This window comes from Actinomadura sp. NPDC048032 (assembly GCF_040653175.1).
Taxonomy (GTDB): Bacteria; Actinomycetota; Actinomycetes; order Streptosporangiales; family Streptosporangiaceae; genus Spirillospora; species Spirillospora verrucosospora.
Genome location: NZ_JBEZJP010000002.1, coordinates 61,853 through 76,872, shown reverse-complemented (window position 1 = coordinate 76,872; position 15,020 = coordinate 61,853). Strand labels below are relative to the sequence as shown.

The following is a 15,020-nucleotide window of genomic DNA, read 5'->3' as shown; positions in this document are numbered from 1 at the left end:
GCCGACGAGCACTGGATCGGTTGTGTCCCGGTCGGCGGGAGCACCACGGCCGCCGTCCACGACCCGGCGACGGGCCTGCGGTCGGGCGAGGTCGTGCTCGGGCGGCGCGCCGAGGTGGACCTGGCGGTGGGGACCGCCGCGCGGGCGTTCGAGTCGTGGTCGGAGGTGTCGCTGAGCCGGCGGGCGCGGATCATGTTCGCGCTGCGCGACCTGCTGGAGCGGCACGAGGACGAGCTGGCCCGCCTGGTCACCGCCGAGCACGGCAAGGTCCTGGACGACGCGCGCGGGGAGGTCGTGCGCGGCCGGGAGGTCGTCGAGTTCGCGTGCGGGATCGCGCAGGTGCTCAAGGGCGAGTACTCCGACCAGGTGTCGTCCGGGGTGGACGCGTTCTCGTTCCGGCAGCCGCTCGGCGTGTGCGCGGGGGTCGTCCCGTTCAACTTCCCCGTGATGGTCCCGCTCTGGATGCACCCGATCGCCATCGCCTGCGGCAACACGTTCGTGCTGAAGCCGAGCGAGCGCGTGCCCTCCGCCTCCAACCTGGTCGCCGAGCTGTACGCGCAGGCCGGGCTGCCGGACGGGGTGTTCAACGTGCTGCACGGCGACCGCGAGACCGCCGACGCGCTGATCACCCACCCGGACGTGGCGGCGGTGTCGTTCGTCGGGTCCACGCCCGTCGCGCGGCACGTCCACGAGGCGGCGGGCTCCGCCGGGAAGCGGGTCCAGGCCCTCGGCGGCGCGAAGAACCACGCGGTGGTCCTGCCCGACGCCGACCTCGACCTGGCCGCCGACCAGATCACGGCGGCGGCGTACGGATCGGCGGGCCAGCGCTGTATGGCGGTCTCCGTCGCGGTCGCCGTGGGGGCCGCCGCGGACCCGCTGATCGAGCGGCTCGCGGTCCGGGCCCGCGCGATCCGGGTGGGTCCTGGCGACGACCCGGCGAGCGAGATGGGGCCGCTGATCAGCGAGGCGGCGCGGCAGCGCGTCACCGGCCACGTCGAGGACGCCGAGCGGGCCGGCGCGAAGCTCGTCGTGGACGGCCGCGGCGCGGCCGGCCCCGGGTTCTTCGTCGGTCCCTGCCTGCTCGACGGCGTCGCCACCGGCATGGCGGCCTACCAGGAGGAGATCTTCGGACCGGTCCTGCTGGTGCTGCGCGCCGAGACCCTCGACGAGGCGATCGAGCTGATCAACGCCAACCCCTACGGCAACGGGACGGCGATCTTCACCTCGTCCGGGGAGGCGGCGCGGCGGTTCCAGCGCGCCGTGCACGTCGGGATGATCGGCGTGAACGTCCCCATCCCGGTGCCGATGGCGTTCTACTCCTTCGGCGGCTGGAAGGCGTCCCTGTTCGGTGACACCCACGTCCACGGGGCCGAGGGGGTGCGCTTCTACACCCGCGCCAAGGCCGTCACGTCCCGCTGGCCCGTCCCCGCCGTGGCCGATGGGGCCTCCTCAATGGCCTTCCCCACGGCGCGGTGAGGAGCCGCGCACGGTGGTGAGCGCCTCGCCGAGGGACAGGAGGTCGGCGTACTTGGCGCCGAGGTCCAGCAGGTTCGCCTCGTGCAGGCGGGGATCCCGGTCGCCGCAGGCCTCGGCCACCACCAGCGGGCGGAACCCGTGCTGCAGCGCGTCGGTCGCGGTGGCGCGGATGCAGCCGCTGGTGGTGAGCCCGCAGATCAGCACGGTGTCGATGCCGGACGCGGTCAGGGTGGCCGCCAGCGACGTGCCGTGGAACGCGCTCGCGTACTGCTTGGTCACCACGGTCTCCCCGGGGCGGGGGGCCGCCCCCTCGGCGAAGTCGCCGAGGGGGCTGCCCTCCTCGAACACGCGGAGCGCGGGGATCTTGCGGCGGAACAGGCCGCCGTCCGCGCCTCCAGGCTGGTAGCTCACCCGGGTGAACAGCACGGGCAGCCCGGTCGCCCGTGCCGCCTCGATCAGGCTCGCGGCGGCGGCCACCGCGCCCTCGACCGGGGCGCGCAGCGGCGACCCGTCCGCCAGGTAGGCGCGGACGAGGTCCACCGCCAGCACCGCCGGCGACCGGCCGCAGCCGAGGCCGCGGCCGAATCCCGACGCGCGGTAGCCTGCGGCGAGGTCGTCGCTCACCGGCGGTCCCGCAGCGCGGCGGCGGACCGCACGTCGACCGGCGGGCGCGGCGCGGGAAGGCCCGTCTCCTCCTCACAGCGGGCGAGGATCTCTTCCAGCGGCGGACCCATGTCGAACACCGGGATCTCCGTCCGCTCCGCGGCCATCCTCGCCCGCAGCAGGCCGGTGGCCTCCTCGTCGAGGACGCCTCCGGCGGTACAGACGACGCCGTAGCCGTCGCGCGCGCCGTCCGCGGTGACCAGGCCGCGCAGGACCTCCAGCGCGACCAGCTCGGCGGGACGGGCGAGCGGGTCGCCCCACCCGCCGCCGCCCCAGGTCACGAAGTGCAGGACGTCCCCGGGCCCGACCGCGACATCGTGGATCTTGCTGGGCAGCACCTCCCGGGTGCCGTCCGCCCGCTCGATCCACTTGCGGCCCCGCTCGCCCGGGCGCCCGCCGTTCACGCCCCACGGGTAGGTGAGCCAGCGGTCGTCGTGGATCGCGATCGTGCCGGGCTCCTCGAAGCGGTACGCGACGTCGACCCCGTTGCCGCCCCGGTGCAGGCCCGCGCCGCCGGAGTCGGCGATCGTCTCCCACCGCTCGACGCGCAGCGGGTAGTACGACTCCAGGTACTCGCAGGGGATGTTGACGAACGACGGCCACAGCGAGTGCCCGTCCGGGCCGTCCCCGACGGGGCGCCCCGGCACGCCGCCGAACCCGATCGAGTACAGCTGGAACCACTCGCCCTCGCGCGGCCCCGAGCTGTAGTGGCCCGAGTACATGAAGTGCGGCGAGGACGAGAAGCCGGCCGCGTTGAGGATCTCCGGGTTGGTCTGGCCGAGCAGCCCGCCGAACAGGTCGAACACCCGGCCGATGCCGTGGTTGCGGGCGTTCAGCGCCGCCGGGTGGCGCGGCTTCCAGAACGAGTCCTCGGGGATCGTCACGTCGATCAGCGGGTAGAAGCCGTCGTTCCAGAGGATCTGCGGGTCCGCGACGGTGATCACGTAGATGCCGAAGAACATCCGGACGAGGTTCTCGTTGATGAAGTAGTTCACCGGCCCGACGGCCTGCGGAGCGGCGTGCGAGAAGTCCAGATGGATCTTCTCTCCGGTCCGGGTGAGCGAGATCTTCAGCTCGTACGGGCCGTACCCGCAGCCGTCGTCGCAGATGTAGTCGGCGAACTCCAGCGTCCGGCCGTCCTCGAAGAGGGTGGCCAGCAGCACCTTCATCGCCTGGTAGTTGCGGTCGAGCAGGGCGTCCAGCGCCGACAGGTACGTCTCGACGCCGAACCGGGCGCACAGTTCGGAGACCCGCCGCGCGGCCGTGGTGCACGCGGCGACCAGGCCGTTCAGGTCGGCGCGGTTCCAGTCGGGCATGCGCACCTGGTTGAGGATGATGCGCAGCGCCGGCTCGTTCAGCACGCCGCCCTCGTACAGTTTGAACGGAGGGACGACCACGCCCTCCTCGTAGATGGTGCGGGCGTCGGCGGGCATCGAGCTGGGCGTCTTGCCGCCCACGTCCGACATGTGCCCGAACATCGAGGACCAGCCGACCAGCCGGCCCTCGTGGAAGATCGGCACCACCAGCAGCCAGTCGTTGGCGTGGCTGATCGCGGCCCCGCACGCGTACGGGTCGGACGTCATGAGGATGTCGCCCTCGCCGATCGTCCCGTCGAAGTTCTCCAGGAAGTCGGGGACCGAGAGCCCGAACTGGCCGACGACCATCTTCCCGGACGGGTCGGCGATCAGCGGGAACTCGTCGTGCTGCTCGCGGATGCCCGGGGACAGCGCGGTGCGGAAGAGCACCTCGTCCATCTCCTGGCGGGCGTTGCGCAGCGCGTTCTCGATGATGTCCAGGGTCACCGGGTCGACGTCGACGCGGCCGGCCGGCGCGGTCGCGGTCTGCAGGATCTCGGCCATCAGCCCTCCTCGTTCAGCGGACGGATCAGCAGGCTGCCGCTGGGGTGCACGGTCGCGGCGTGCCCGGCCAGCACGAGGGTGGTGGAGTCCATCTCCACCACCACGGCCGGCCCGGCCACGACGTCACCGGAGAGCAGCTTGGAACGGTCGTAGATGCGGGCGGGCGTCGTGGCGCCGTCCATCCACACCTCGGTCTCGCGGACGAGCGCGGCGGACGGGTCGCCCGACCCCTCCGGCAGGACGCGCCAGGCGACCCGCGGGCGCGGACCGCTCACCGTGACCCGCAGGTTGATCACCTCGCGCTCGTTGCCGAGCAGGAAGGAGAACAGCCGCTCGTGCTCGGCGTCGAACGCGGCGCCGAGCCCGGCCAGCAGCTCGCCGTCGACGGTGGCACGGTCCACCTCGACCGGGATCTCGAAGCCCTGCCCGTGGTAGCGCAGGTCGATCTGGTACGTCGCGGTCTGGCTCGCGCGCGGCACGCCCTCCGCCTCCAGCCGCGCGGCGGCGGCGTCGGCCAGTTCGGCGAGCGCGGTGCGCAGCTCGTCGTCGTCGAGGGTGGAGAAGCGGCGCACCATCGTGCGGGCGCTCTCGTCGCGCGGGCAGGTGGTCGCGTCGCCGTAGGCGCACAGGACGCCCGGCGACGGCGGAACGATCACCGGCCAGGAGCCGGTCAGCCGGCCGAGGGCGTTGGCGTGCAGGGGGCCCGCGCCGCCGAACGACATCAGCGCGAAGTCCCGGGGGTCGTAGCCCTGCCGGACGCTGATCAGGCGGAGCGCGCCGAGCATGTTCTCGTTGACGATGTCGATCACGCCGGCCGCCGCGGCCTCGACGCTCGGCAAACCCATCGCGTCGGCGATGGAGCGCATCGCCTTGCGGGCGGCCTCGGCGTCCAGCGCGATCTCGCCGCCGGCCAGCCGCGTCGGGAGGTAGCCGAGCACGACGTTGGCGTCGGTCACGGTCGGGTCGGTGCCGCCCGCCCCGTAGGCGGCGGGGCCCGGGTCGGCGCCCGCCGACTGCGGGCCGACCCGCAGCGCCCGGGTCAGCTCCGGGACGTGCGCGATCGAGCCGCCGCCCGCGCCGACCGTGCGGACGTCCACGCTGGTGGCGCGGACGGTGAGGTCGCCGACGGTGGTCTCCCGGCCGATCCGGGGGCGCCCGCCGAGCACCAGCGCGACGTCGGTGGACGTGCCGCCCATGTCGAAGGTGAGGAAGTCGGGGAACCCGGCCTGCTCGGCGAACCAGACCGCGCCCGTCACCCCGCCGGCCGGGCCGGACAGCAGCAGCGAGACCGGGTCCTCGGCCGCCTTGGCGGCCTTGGTGAGCCCGCCGTCGCTGCGCAGCACCGACAGCGGCGCGTCGATCCCGCTGGCGCTCAGCGACCGGTCCAGGTTGCCCACGTACCGGGCCACCTCGGGCTGGACGTAGCTGTTCGCCACGGTGGTGACGGTGCGTTCGTACTCCCGCATCTCCGGCAGGACGTGGCTGGACAGCGACACCGGCACCCCGGGCAGCTCCTCGGCGGCGAGCTCCGCCACCCGCCGCTCGTGCGCGTCGTTCGCGTAGGAGTTGATCAGCGAGACGGTCAGGGCCTCGATGCCGGCGCCGCCGAGCCGCCGCAGCTCCGCCCGCGCGCGGTCCTCGTCCAGCGGGGCGACGACCGAGCCGTCGGCGGCGATCCGTCCCGGGATCTCCACGGTGTGCTCCAGCCGGGCCAGCGGCTCCGGCTTCGGCCAGATGATCCAGCCGGCGAGGCCGCCGGGGACGAACGACCGGCCGATCTGCAGGACCTGCCGGAACCCCTCGGTGGTCACCAGCCCGACCCGGGCGCCCCGGCCCTGGAGGATCGCGTTGGTCGCCACGGTGGTGCCGTGCAGGACGTGCGCCACCTCGCGCATCTCGATCCCGGCGTCCCGGCACACCTTGCGGATGCCGTTCAACACGCCCTCCGACTGGTCCGCCGGAGTGGACGCCGTCTTGGCGCGGTGGCTGACGCCGGTCCGCTCGTCGACCAGCAGCACGTCGGTGAACGTGCCGCCCACGTCGACGCCCAGTCGATAACCCATCTGCTCTCCCGGTGCTGTGCTCAGATGACGCCGCGCTGCGACAGTGCGGCGATCTCGTCTTCTGGTAGGTCGAGGAGGCCGCCGTAGACCTCCCGGTTGTGCTCGCCGAGCCCGGGTCCGGGCCGGCGGACCGACCCCGGGGTCTCGCTGAGCCTGGGGAACGCGTTGTGCATCGGGAGCTCGCCGAAGTCCGGGTGGACGAGGCGCACGATCGCCTCCCGGGCGGCGAAGTGGGGATCGTCGAACATGTCCTTGGCGGTGTAGATGCGGCCGGCCGGGACGCCGCCGGCGTGCAGCCGCTCCAGCAGCTCCCCGGTCCCGATCCCGGCCGACCAGGCCGAGATGATCTCGTCCAGCTCGGCCATGTTCCGGCCCCGGTCGGCGTGCCCGGCGAACCGGGGGTCGGCGCTCAGCTCGGGCCGCCCCATCGTCGCGGCGAGCCGTCCGAACACGGTGTCCTGGTTGGCGGCGATGAGGATCATCTCGCCCGACGCGGTCGGGTAGACGTTGCTGGGCGAGACGTTGGGCAGCACGGACCCGGTCCGCTCGCGCTGGTACCCGGCGACCGCCCACTCGGGCAGCAACGACTCCATCATCGCCAGCACCGCCTCGTAGATCGCCGAGTCGACGACCTGGCCGCGTCCGGTGGCGTGCCGGCGGTGGACGGCGACGAGCGCGCCGATCGTGGCGAACACCGCCGCCAGTGAGTCGCCCAGCGAGATCCCTGCGCGGGCGGGCGCGCCGCCGGGGTCGCCGGTGACGTAGCGGATCCCGCCCATCGCCTCGCCGATCGACCCGTATCCGGCCCGGGGCGCGTAGGGGCCGGTCTGCCCGAACCCGGACACGCGCACCAGGATCAGTCCGGGGTTCGTCTCGCGGAGCCGGTCGAAGTCCATCCCCCAGCGCTCCAGCGTGCCGGGGCGGAAGTTCTCGACCACGATGTCGGCGCGCCCGATGATCCGCCGGGCGAGGTCCTGGCCCTCGGGGGTGCGCAGGTCGCAGGTCACCGACTTCTTGTTGCGGGCGACCACCGGCCACCACAGGGACTTGCCGTGCGGCTTCTCGCGGCCCCACTGGCGCATCGGATCGCCGGCGCCGGGCGACTCCAGCTTGATCACCTCCGCGCCGAAGTCGCCGAGCAACTGGCCGCAGAACGGTCCGGCGAGCAGCTGCCCCATCTCCACGACGCGCAGGTCGGCGAGCGGGCCCCTGGCGTCCGGCGCGGCGCCGTCGTGCGTTGACATCTACCCGGTCCTCGTTTCCGTGTGGTCGTTCCGGTCGTCCGGGGCGGGGGCGGCGCGCAGCAGCACCGCCTTGGCGGCGAGCACGTGCGCCCGCATCACCGACTCGGCCCACGTCCCGTCCCGGGCGCGCAGCGCGGCGGCCAGCTCGCGGTGGTGGGCGGAACTGCGGGCCAGGTCGGCGGGGGAGTAGCGGTGGAAGGTCCGCATCACGAGCGGGAGCTGCACCACCGCGTTGAGCATGGACACGAGCCGGCCGCTGGCGGCGGCGGCGCGGACGATGTCGTGGAACTCGGCGTTGAGCTCGGCGACCCGGTCCAGGTCCTGGCCGGCGCCCGGCTCGACGGCGGCCTCCATCAGGCGGCACAGCTCGTCCATCCGGTCCACGTCGGCGTCGGTGACGCGGGCGGCGGCGCGCCGCGCGGCGGCGCTCTCCAGCAGCATCCGCAGGTCGTAGATCTCCTCCAGGTCCTCGGCCGTCCAGTCCGGGACCCGCGCGCCGCGGTGCGGCAGCACCTCCACCAGGCCCTCGACCTCCAGCCGCCGCAGCGCCTCCCGGACGGGCGTCCTGCTGGAGCCGGTGGCCTCGGCCAGCTCGGCCTCGCCGAGGCGCGCCCCGGGCGGGTGGACGCCGTCGAGGATGTCGGCGCGCAGCCGTGTGTAGACACGGTCCACGGCACGGACCATCCGAACCTCCTCCGGTCGATTGCATGCAAGATAGACAGAACGTGAGCCTTGACACAAGAGACTTCGCAGGACAATCCTGCAGATGGCTCTGGATTGCATACAAAGGATGCTCATGGTCGAGATCATCGAGGTGGCGCCCCGGGACGGGCTGCAGAACGAGTCGGCGATCCTCGCGACCGCCGACAAGGTGCGGCTCATCGAGCGCAGCGTCGCGGCGGGCCTGCGGCGGATCGAGGCCGTGAGCTTCGTGAACCCGAAGCGGGTCCCGCAGATGGCCGACGCCGAGGCGGTGATGGAGCGGCTCCCCAGGCCGGACGGCGTCAGCTACGCGGGGCTCGTCCTCAACCGGCGCGGGCTCGACCGCGCGCTCGCCGCCGGAGTGGACGAGATCAACGTCGTCGTGGTGGCCACCGACGAGTTCAGCCGGCGCAACCAGGGCTGCACGGTCGAGGAGGGCGTCGCCGCCTGGGCCGCCATCGCCGCGGACGCCGGCGCCGCCGGCGTCCGCCGCACCGTCACGATCGCCGCGGCCTTCGGCTGCCCCTTCGAGGGCGAGGTCCCCGCGGACCGCGTGCTCGACCTGGTCCGGCGGGTCGCCGAGAGCGGGCCCGACGAGATCGCCGTGGCCGACACGATCGGTGTCGGCGTCCCCGCCCAGGTCCGTGCGCTGCTGACGGGCGCCGCGGAGATCGCCCCCGGCGTGCCGCTGCGCTGCCACTTCCACAACACCCGCAACACCGGCTACGCCAACGCCCTCACCGCGCTCGACTGCGGGGCGAGCGCCCTGGACGCCAGCGCCGGCGGCTTCGGAGGCTGCCCGTTCGCGCCCGCCGCCACCGGCAACATCGCCACCGAGGACCTGCTGTACGCCCTGGACCGCTCGGGCGTCGACACCGGCGTCTCGATGTCCGCGGTCGCCGAGACGGCGGCCTGGCTCGGCGACCGCCTCGGCAGGCCGGTCCCGGCCCTGCTCGGCCGCGCGGGTCCGTTCCCCGCCGGAGCGGCGGTGCGGGACGGCTAGGGGGCGAGCAGGCCGTCGTCGCGGATCGTGCGGAGGACGTCGCGGGCCGCTTCGAGCGTGCGGTCGATGTCCTCCGCCGTGTGGGCGGCGGAGATGTGGTTGCGCTTGAGCGACAGGGGGAGCATCAGGAAGCCGCGGTCGGTCATGCGGCGGTGGAACGCCACGTAGGCGGCGTCGTTGTTGCGCATGAGGTCGCGGTAGCCGCGGATCGGGCCCTCGGTGAAGTAGAGGGCGAACACGCCGCCGAAGCCCGCCGCGGTCCCCGCGATGCCCAGTTCCTCGCAGATGCCGGTGAGCCCGGCGCGCACACGGTCGCCGAGGGCGTGGGTGCGCTGGTAGAAGTCCGGGTGGTCGCGCAGGTAGGTGATGGTGGCGATGGCCGCCGCGGAGGAGACCGGGTTGCCGTTGAAGGTCCCGGCCAGCAGCACGTCGCCGCCCGCGGAGCTGAAGCGCTCCATCAGCCGCCGGGGTCCGGCGAGGCCGGCGATCGGGTACCCGTTGCCCATCGCCTTGCCGAAGGTGGTCAGGTCCGGCAGCACGCCGCAGACCTCCTGGTAGCCGCCCGGCGCGTGGCGGAAGCCGGTGATCACCTCGTCGAAGACCAGCAGGGAGCCCCGCTCGGCGGTCAGGGCGCGCAGCCCCTCCACGAACTCCCGGTCGGGCACCAGGGCGCCGACGTTGTGGGGGATTGGCTCCATGATCACTGCCGCGATCCGGTCCGGATGCCGCTCGTAGAGGGCGCGCACGGACTCCAGGTCGTTGAACTCGGCGATGAGCGTGGAGTCCAGCGCCTCCGGCAGGATGCCGCGCGACAGGGGGTCCTCGCCGTAGGCGCGGTCCGGCGCGGAGATCACGTTGCGGGCGACGGCGTCGTGCCAGCCGTGGAAGCCGCCCTGGAACTTGACGATCAGCGGGCGGCCGGTGACGGCCCGGGACAGCCGGACCGCCTGCGCGGTGGCCTCGCTGCCCGACATCGCCGAGATCATCTGCTCGGCGGACGGGATCGTCTCGACGACCAGCCGGGCGAGCTCGATCTCGGTCTCGGTGACGCCCCAGCCGACCAGGTCGAGCCCGCCGACGGCGGCGCGCACCGCGTCGTCCACCTCGGGCGCGGCGTGGCCCAGCAGGATCGCGCCGAACGCCGCGTGGTAGTCGAGGTAGCGGCGGCCGTCGGCGTCGGTGACATGCGCCCCGGACGCCGCGGTGAGCGCGTGCGGCGCGCCGACCAGGCGGGTCGCGGAGTTGACGCCGCCGGGGATCACGGTCCGCGCGGCGGCGAGCAGTTCCACGCCGCGCGATCTCTGCCCGGCCAGCTCGGCGGTGGTCATTCTGGGAGCCCCCAAGTGGTTGACGAAGATGGTCAGAGCCGTTCGGTCGAATAGTTCATGGAAAGGTGTTCCATGTCAACAGTCCAGAAATCAGGCTCGTTCTGACCAGGGTGAGCTCAGAGTTTTTCCGGCCGACCCTTGACATGGGAATGGTCTGACGATCAGGATCCGTCGGCATGGAATCCCATTCCGTGCCGCTTCCGGTGCTGGTCGTCGGCACCGGTTTCATCGCCGCGCAGCACGCCGCGGCGATCCATGCCGAACCCCGGCTGGAGCTCGTCGGCGTGGTCGACGTCGACCCGGCGCGGGCCGCCGCGGCGTCCCGCGCCAACGGCGGCGTCCCGGCCTTCACCGACCTCGCCGCGGCGCTGGCCGGGACCGGCGCGGGCGGCTGCGTCGTGTGCACTCCGAACGACACGCACGCCGGCATCGCCGTCCAGATCGCCGAGGCGGGCGCCCATCTGCTGATCGAGAAGCCGCTCGCGACCGGGGTGGCCGGGGCCCGGCGCGCCGTGGAGGCGTTCGCCGCGGCCGGGCGGGTGCTGATGCCCGCGCACAGCCACCGCTACTACGACTACGCGCGGACGGTCCGGGACGTCCTGCGCTCCGGCGAGCTCGGCACGGTCGACCTCGTCCGGCTGTCCATCCTCGGCGGCTGGATCTGGCCGGACTGGCGCGGCTGGATGCTCGACCCCGTCCGGTCCGGCGGCCATGCCCTGCACAACGGCGTCCACCTGCTGGACCTCGTCACCTGGTGGACGGGCGACACCCCGGAGACCGTGTACGCGCGCGGCCGCCGCCAGACCGCCGCCGAACTCGGCGTCCACGACTACCTGGAGATGACGGTCGCGTTCAGCGGCGGCGCGACCGCCGTGTGCGAGATGAGCCGCGGGCACCGCCCGGCCTCGCTCGCCCGCCGCGACGTGGTGGTCGCCGGCACCGGCGGGATCCTCACGCTCCCCTGGGACGGCGAGGCCGGGACCGTCACCGACGAGACGGGAACCTCCCTGCTCCCGCCCGGCGGCGCCGACGGTTTCGCCGCCCAGATCGGCGCCTGGGCCGACGCCGTCACCGGAGGCCCGCAGGCCGTGACCGGCGCGGACGGGCTGCTGGCCGTGGCCATGGGCGTCGCCGCCGAACGATCGATCGCGACCGGTGCGCCCGTCCGGCTCGCCGACGTCCTGAAGGAGGCGCCCTGATGCGCGCGCTGAGGGTGCTGCCCTGGGGGTCCGGCGGGTTCGGGACCCAGGACCACCAGCACGACATGTACCTTCCCGCGTTCCACGAGCACGCCGGGTTCACGGTCGCGCGGAGCGGGCTCACCGACCTCGCGGCGGCCGTCCGGGAGTCGGGCGCCGAGGTCGTGTCCGTGTGCGCGCCGCCCGCCGAGCGCGCCGCCACCGTCGTCGAGGCCCTGCGTGCCGGCTGCCACGTCCTCGCCGACAAGCCGCTCGCCCTGGACGTCGCCGGGGTCGAGGCGATCGCCGCGGTGGCGGCGGAGACGGGCCTGGTCTGCATGCCCGCGCACCACCACCGGTTCGGCGCGGCCGTCCAGGCCGCTGGAAGGGCGCTCGCCTCGGGACGCGTCGGGCTGCCCTGGAACGTGCAGGCCGACTTCCTCGTCGACGGCGGCGACCCCTGCCCGGACGGGGAGCTCGCCAACTTCGGCCTCTACCCCGTGGACGTGGTGCGGGCCCTCACCGGTCAGGCCGTCCGCCGCGTGCACGCCCTGCCGGCCGGCGGGCGCGGCGCGATCACCGTCCTGCTGCTCGACCACGAGCACGGCCTGACCAGCACGATCACCGTCGGCCGGCTGCGCGGCACCGCGGACGCCCCGGGCATGGCGCTGCACCGCTACCGCGTCAGCGGGTCCGGCGGGGTCATGGACGTCGACGCCGCCCGCCCGGGCGCGTCCCTGCGGACGGTGACGGGCAACCGCGCCGCCTGGCACGGCCCCGGCACCGTCGGCCGGATGCTCACCGCCCTGCACACCGCCGTCGTCACCGGGCGCCCGCCGGAGGCCGGCCCGGCCGACGCCCTCGCCGCGCTGCGCGTCACCCGCGCCGCGGCCCGCTCGCTCGCCCTCGGCACGCCCGTGCCGATCGACTCCCCGGAGGTCTGATCCATGAAGTTCGCGACGTACCGCCTGCCGGACGGCACGGTCCGCCACGGCGAGGTCGTCGACGGCGGCCGCGTCACCGACCTCGGGCCCGGGGACCTCTCACCCGTGGTCGCCGCGCTGGCCGGCGGCGGGCCCGGCTCGGTGCCGTCCGGCGAGCCGGCCCGCGCCCTGGACGAGGTGACCCTCCTCGCGCCGCTGCTGCGTCCCGGCAAGGTCCTCGCGGTCGCCGCCAACTACCAGGAGCACGTGACCGAGACGGGCGGGGAGCCGATCGACAAGGCGCGGATCTCGCCGCGGCTGTTCATCAAGCCCGCCACCTCCGTCAGCGGCCCCGGCGAGGAGATCGCGCTGCCGTCCGTCAGCCCCAGCGTCGACTGGGAGGCGGAACTGGTCGCGGTCATCGGGAGCGGCGGCAGGGACATCCCCGTCGAGGACGCCCTCGCCCACGTCGCCGGCTACACAGTCGGCAACGACGTGTCGGCGCGGCGGATGGACTACGGCCACGAGCGCGACACCGCCGACCCGGCGGTCGCGTTCTTCGACTGGCTGAACGGCAAGTGGCTCGACGGGTTCGCCGCGCTCGGCCCCTACCTCGTCACCGCGGACGAGGTGCCCGACCCGCAGAAGCTCGAGGTGACCCTGGAGGTCAACGGGCGGGTCCGGCAGCACGGCGACACCGGTCAAATGATCTTCAGCGTCGCGGAGCTGGTGGCGTTCGCGTCCCGGCTGATGACGCTGGAGCCCGGCGACGTGCTCTACACCGGCACGCCGTCCGGGGTGGGACTGGCATCGGGGGAGTTCCTGTCCGCAGGCGACGAGATGACCGTGCGCGTGAGCGGGCTCGGAAGCCTGGTGAACCGCGTCCGCTGAGCGGACCAGTGGCCGGGCGCGCTCCCGGCCACCGCCGAGAAGAGGCAAGTCAATGACCATTCGTTCCGGCAGACCGACGGCCGGCGCGACCCGGCGGGCCGTCGCGGCCGTGCTGGGCGGCGCCCTCGCGGCAGCCGCGCTCGCCGCCTGCAGTTCCGACCCGACGCAGAAGTCCTCCGGCGGCGACGCCGGCGTGCTGAACATGTACCTCTACCAGAAGCCGAAGACGTTCAGCCCCCTCGCGCCGAACAACGGCCCCGACCAGCTCGTCATGTCGTTCGTCTTCGACTCGCTGTACGGCGCGGACGCGTCCTACGGGCTGAAGCCGCACCTGGCCGCCGCGGCGCCGGAGGTGTCCGGCGACGCCAAAACGATCACTTTCAAGCTGAAGCCCGGCCTGAAGTGGAGCGACGGCAAGCCGCTCACCTCCAAAGACGTGGTCTTCACCTACACCGCCCTCGCCGACCCGGCGACGGGCAGTGCCCAGGCGGGCAAGTTCGCCGCGGTGACCGGCGCGAAGGCCCTGGCGGACGGCAAGGCCGACTCGCTAGCGGGGGTGACCGCGCCCGACGCCGCCACCGTGAAGATCACCACGACGCGGCCGGCGGCGGGCCTGCCCGGACTGATCGGCGGCACCCCGATCCTGCCGGAGCACGTCCTCGGCGGCGTCCCGGCGAAGGGGCTCGGCGACAACGGGTTCTTCACCAAGCCGGCCGTGGGCTCGGGGGCGTTCACCTTCGTCGACTACAAGACCGACCAGTACGTGGAGCTGAAGGCCAACCCCCACTTCCGGGAACCGGTGTCGATCAAGAAGGTGTACCTGAAGCCGGTGACCTCGGACGTGGCCACCGCGCAGCTGCGCACCGGCGAGATGGACCTCACCCAGGTCTCGCCGACCGACCTGCCGACCGTCAGGAAGATGGACGGCGTCAAGGTGGTCTCGGCCAAGAGCCCCGGCTACACCCGGATCGCGCTCAACCAGACCCAGGGCCGGTTCAAGGACGCGCGCGTCCGGCAGGCCCTCCTCACCGCGATCGACCGCGCGGGCCTGGTCGGCAAGGTGCTCGGCGGGGCGGGCACGGTCGTGAACTCCAGCTTCTACGGGGACGCCGGCGCGTCGGCGAAGGAGGCCTACGCCTACGACCCCGGGAAGGCCAAGAGCCTGCTCGCCGCCGCCGGCTGGGACGGCTCCAAGCCCGTCACGCTGTCGTGGATCCCCGGGCAGCGCGACCGCGACACCGCCGTGACGGTGATCCAGAGCCAGCTCAAGGCCGTCGGCGTGAACGTGGAGCTCAAGCAGGTGCAGGCGGACGAGCTGCTCTCCTCCTACGAGAAGAAGTCGTTCGACATGGCGCTGTTCGGCGGCGGCAACTACGCCACCGAGCCGTCCACCGTCGCGACCATCGACGCCTGCGACCAGGGCTACCCCGCGGGCGGCAACATCGGCCGCTTCTGCGACCCGAAGCTGGACGGCCTGCTGTCCCGGGCCGACGCGGTCGCCGACCCGGCGCAGCGCACGAGCCTGTTCCAGCAGGCCGCCGGGGTCGAGAACGCGCAGGTCCCGTACCTGTGGCTCTACAACCCGGACGCGGTCTGGGCCTACCGGACGCGCCTGTCGGGCTTCGAGCCGTGCGGCCTGCCGACCAACGAGGTCGGGACCTGGGACTTCGCGAACTGGAAGCTGAGCTGA

General features: G+C 73.5%; 12 protein-coding genes. 6 read left to right on the top strand and 6 right to left on the bottom strand.

From position 1 onward, the window contains the following. Nucleotides 1-1,476, top strand: a 1,476-nt coding sequence (locus AB0C69_RS00835; protein WP_360347999.1) for a CoA-acylating methylmalonate-semialdehyde dehydrogenase, incomplete at its 5' end; no start/stop codon positions are given. Here the strand turns inward: AB0C69_RS00835 and AB0C69_RS00830 are convergent. Genes AB0C69_RS00830 through AB0C69_RS00810 form a run of 5 tightly spaced genes read right to left on the bottom strand, consistent with a single transcriptional unit; the run spans nt 1,450 to nt 7,989 of the window. Further along, a complete protein-coding gene (locus tag AB0C69_RS00830; protein ID WP_360347996.1) occupies nt 1,450-2,100 on the bottom strand; it encodes an isochorismatase family protein in 651 nt (216 codons plus the stop codon). The two genes, AB0C69_RS00835 and AB0C69_RS00830, sit on opposite strands and share 27 nt — an antisense overlap. Continuing rightward, a complete protein-coding gene (locus AB0C69_RS00825; RefSeq protein ID WP_360347993.1) occupies nt 2,097-3,998 on the bottom strand; it encodes a hydantoinase B/oxoprolinase family protein in 1,902 nt (633 codons plus the stop codon). Before AB0C69_RS00825 ends, AB0C69_RS00830 begins: the two co-directional genes overlap by 4 nt. After that, complete coding sequence (locus AB0C69_RS00820; RefSeq protein ID WP_345181490.1) at nt 3,998-6,061, bottom strand: hydantoinase/oxoprolinase family protein; 2,064 nt, start codon at nt 6,059-6,061, stop codon at nt 3,998-4,000. The genes AB0C69_RS00825 and AB0C69_RS00820 overlap by 1 nt, the downstream gene beginning before the upstream one ends. 20 nt (nt 6,062-6,081) lie before the next feature. After that, the gene (locus AB0C69_RS00815) at nt 6,082-7,305 is read right to left on the bottom strand and encodes a CoA transferase (RefSeq protein ID WP_353835487.1); all 1,224 of its coding nucleotides are present in this window, start codon (nt 7,303-7,305) and stop codon (nt 6,082-6,084) included. Further along, nucleotides 7,306-7,989 carry a GntR family transcriptional regulator gene (locus AB0C69_RS00810; RefSeq protein ID WP_360347988.1) on the bottom strand — a complete coding sequence of 228 codons (684 nt, stop codon included), beginning with the start codon at nt 7,987-7,989 and terminating at the stop codon, nt 7,306-7,308. It abuts the gene before it with no gap. Nucleotides 7,990-8,101: 112 nt separating this feature from the next. Here AB0C69_RS00810 and AB0C69_RS00805 point away from each other — a divergent pair, with 112 nt between their 5' ends. Then, complete coding sequence (locus AB0C69_RS00805; protein ID WP_360347985.1) at nt 8,102-9,010, top strand: hydroxymethylglutaryl-CoA lyase; 909 nt, start codon at nt 8,102-8,104, stop codon at nt 9,008-9,010. Here the strand turns inward: AB0C69_RS00805 and AB0C69_RS00800 are convergent. Continuing rightward, nucleotides 9,007-10,338 (bottom strand): aspartate aminotransferase family protein, encoded by a 1,332-nt coding sequence (locus tag AB0C69_RS00800; protein ID WP_360347982.1) that lies wholly within the window; start codon nt 10,336-10,338, stop codon nt 9,007-9,009. The two genes, AB0C69_RS00805 and AB0C69_RS00800, sit on opposite strands and share 4 nt — an antisense overlap. 176 nt (nt 10,339-10,514) lie before the next feature. On the opposite strand from AB0C69_RS00800, the gene AB0C69_RS00795 reads away from it, so the two are divergent. From AB0C69_RS00795 to AB0C69_RS00780, 4 genes are read left to right on the top strand one after another with little or no spacing between them, the layout of a single operon-like run. Next, on the top strand, nt 10,515-11,537 hold the full coding sequence (locus AB0C69_RS00795) for a Gfo/Idh/MocA family oxidoreductase (RefSeq protein WP_360347979.1): 1,023 nt from the start codon (nt 10,515-10,517) through the stop codon (nt 11,535-11,537). Then, nucleotides 11,537-12,460, top strand: coding sequence for a Gfo/Idh/MocA family oxidoreductase (locus tag AB0C69_RS00790; protein ID WP_360347976.1), 924 nt, complete (start codon nt 11,537-11,539; stop codon nt 12,458-12,460). The genes AB0C69_RS00795 and AB0C69_RS00790 overlap by 1 nt, the downstream gene beginning before the upstream one ends. A 3-nt stretch (nt 12,461-12,463) precedes the next feature. Further along, nucleotides 12,464-13,330: a fumarylacetoacetate hydrolase family protein gene (locus tag AB0C69_RS00785; protein ID WP_360347973.1), complete on the top strand. Its 867-nt coding sequence runs from the start codon at nt 12,464-12,466 to the stop codon at nt 13,328-13,330. A gap of 52 nt (nt 13,331-13,382) precedes the next feature. Further along, entirely contained in the window at nt 13,383-15,020 is a 1,638-nt protein-coding gene (locus AB0C69_RS00780) for an ABC transporter substrate-binding protein (RefSeq protein WP_360347970.1), read from the top strand.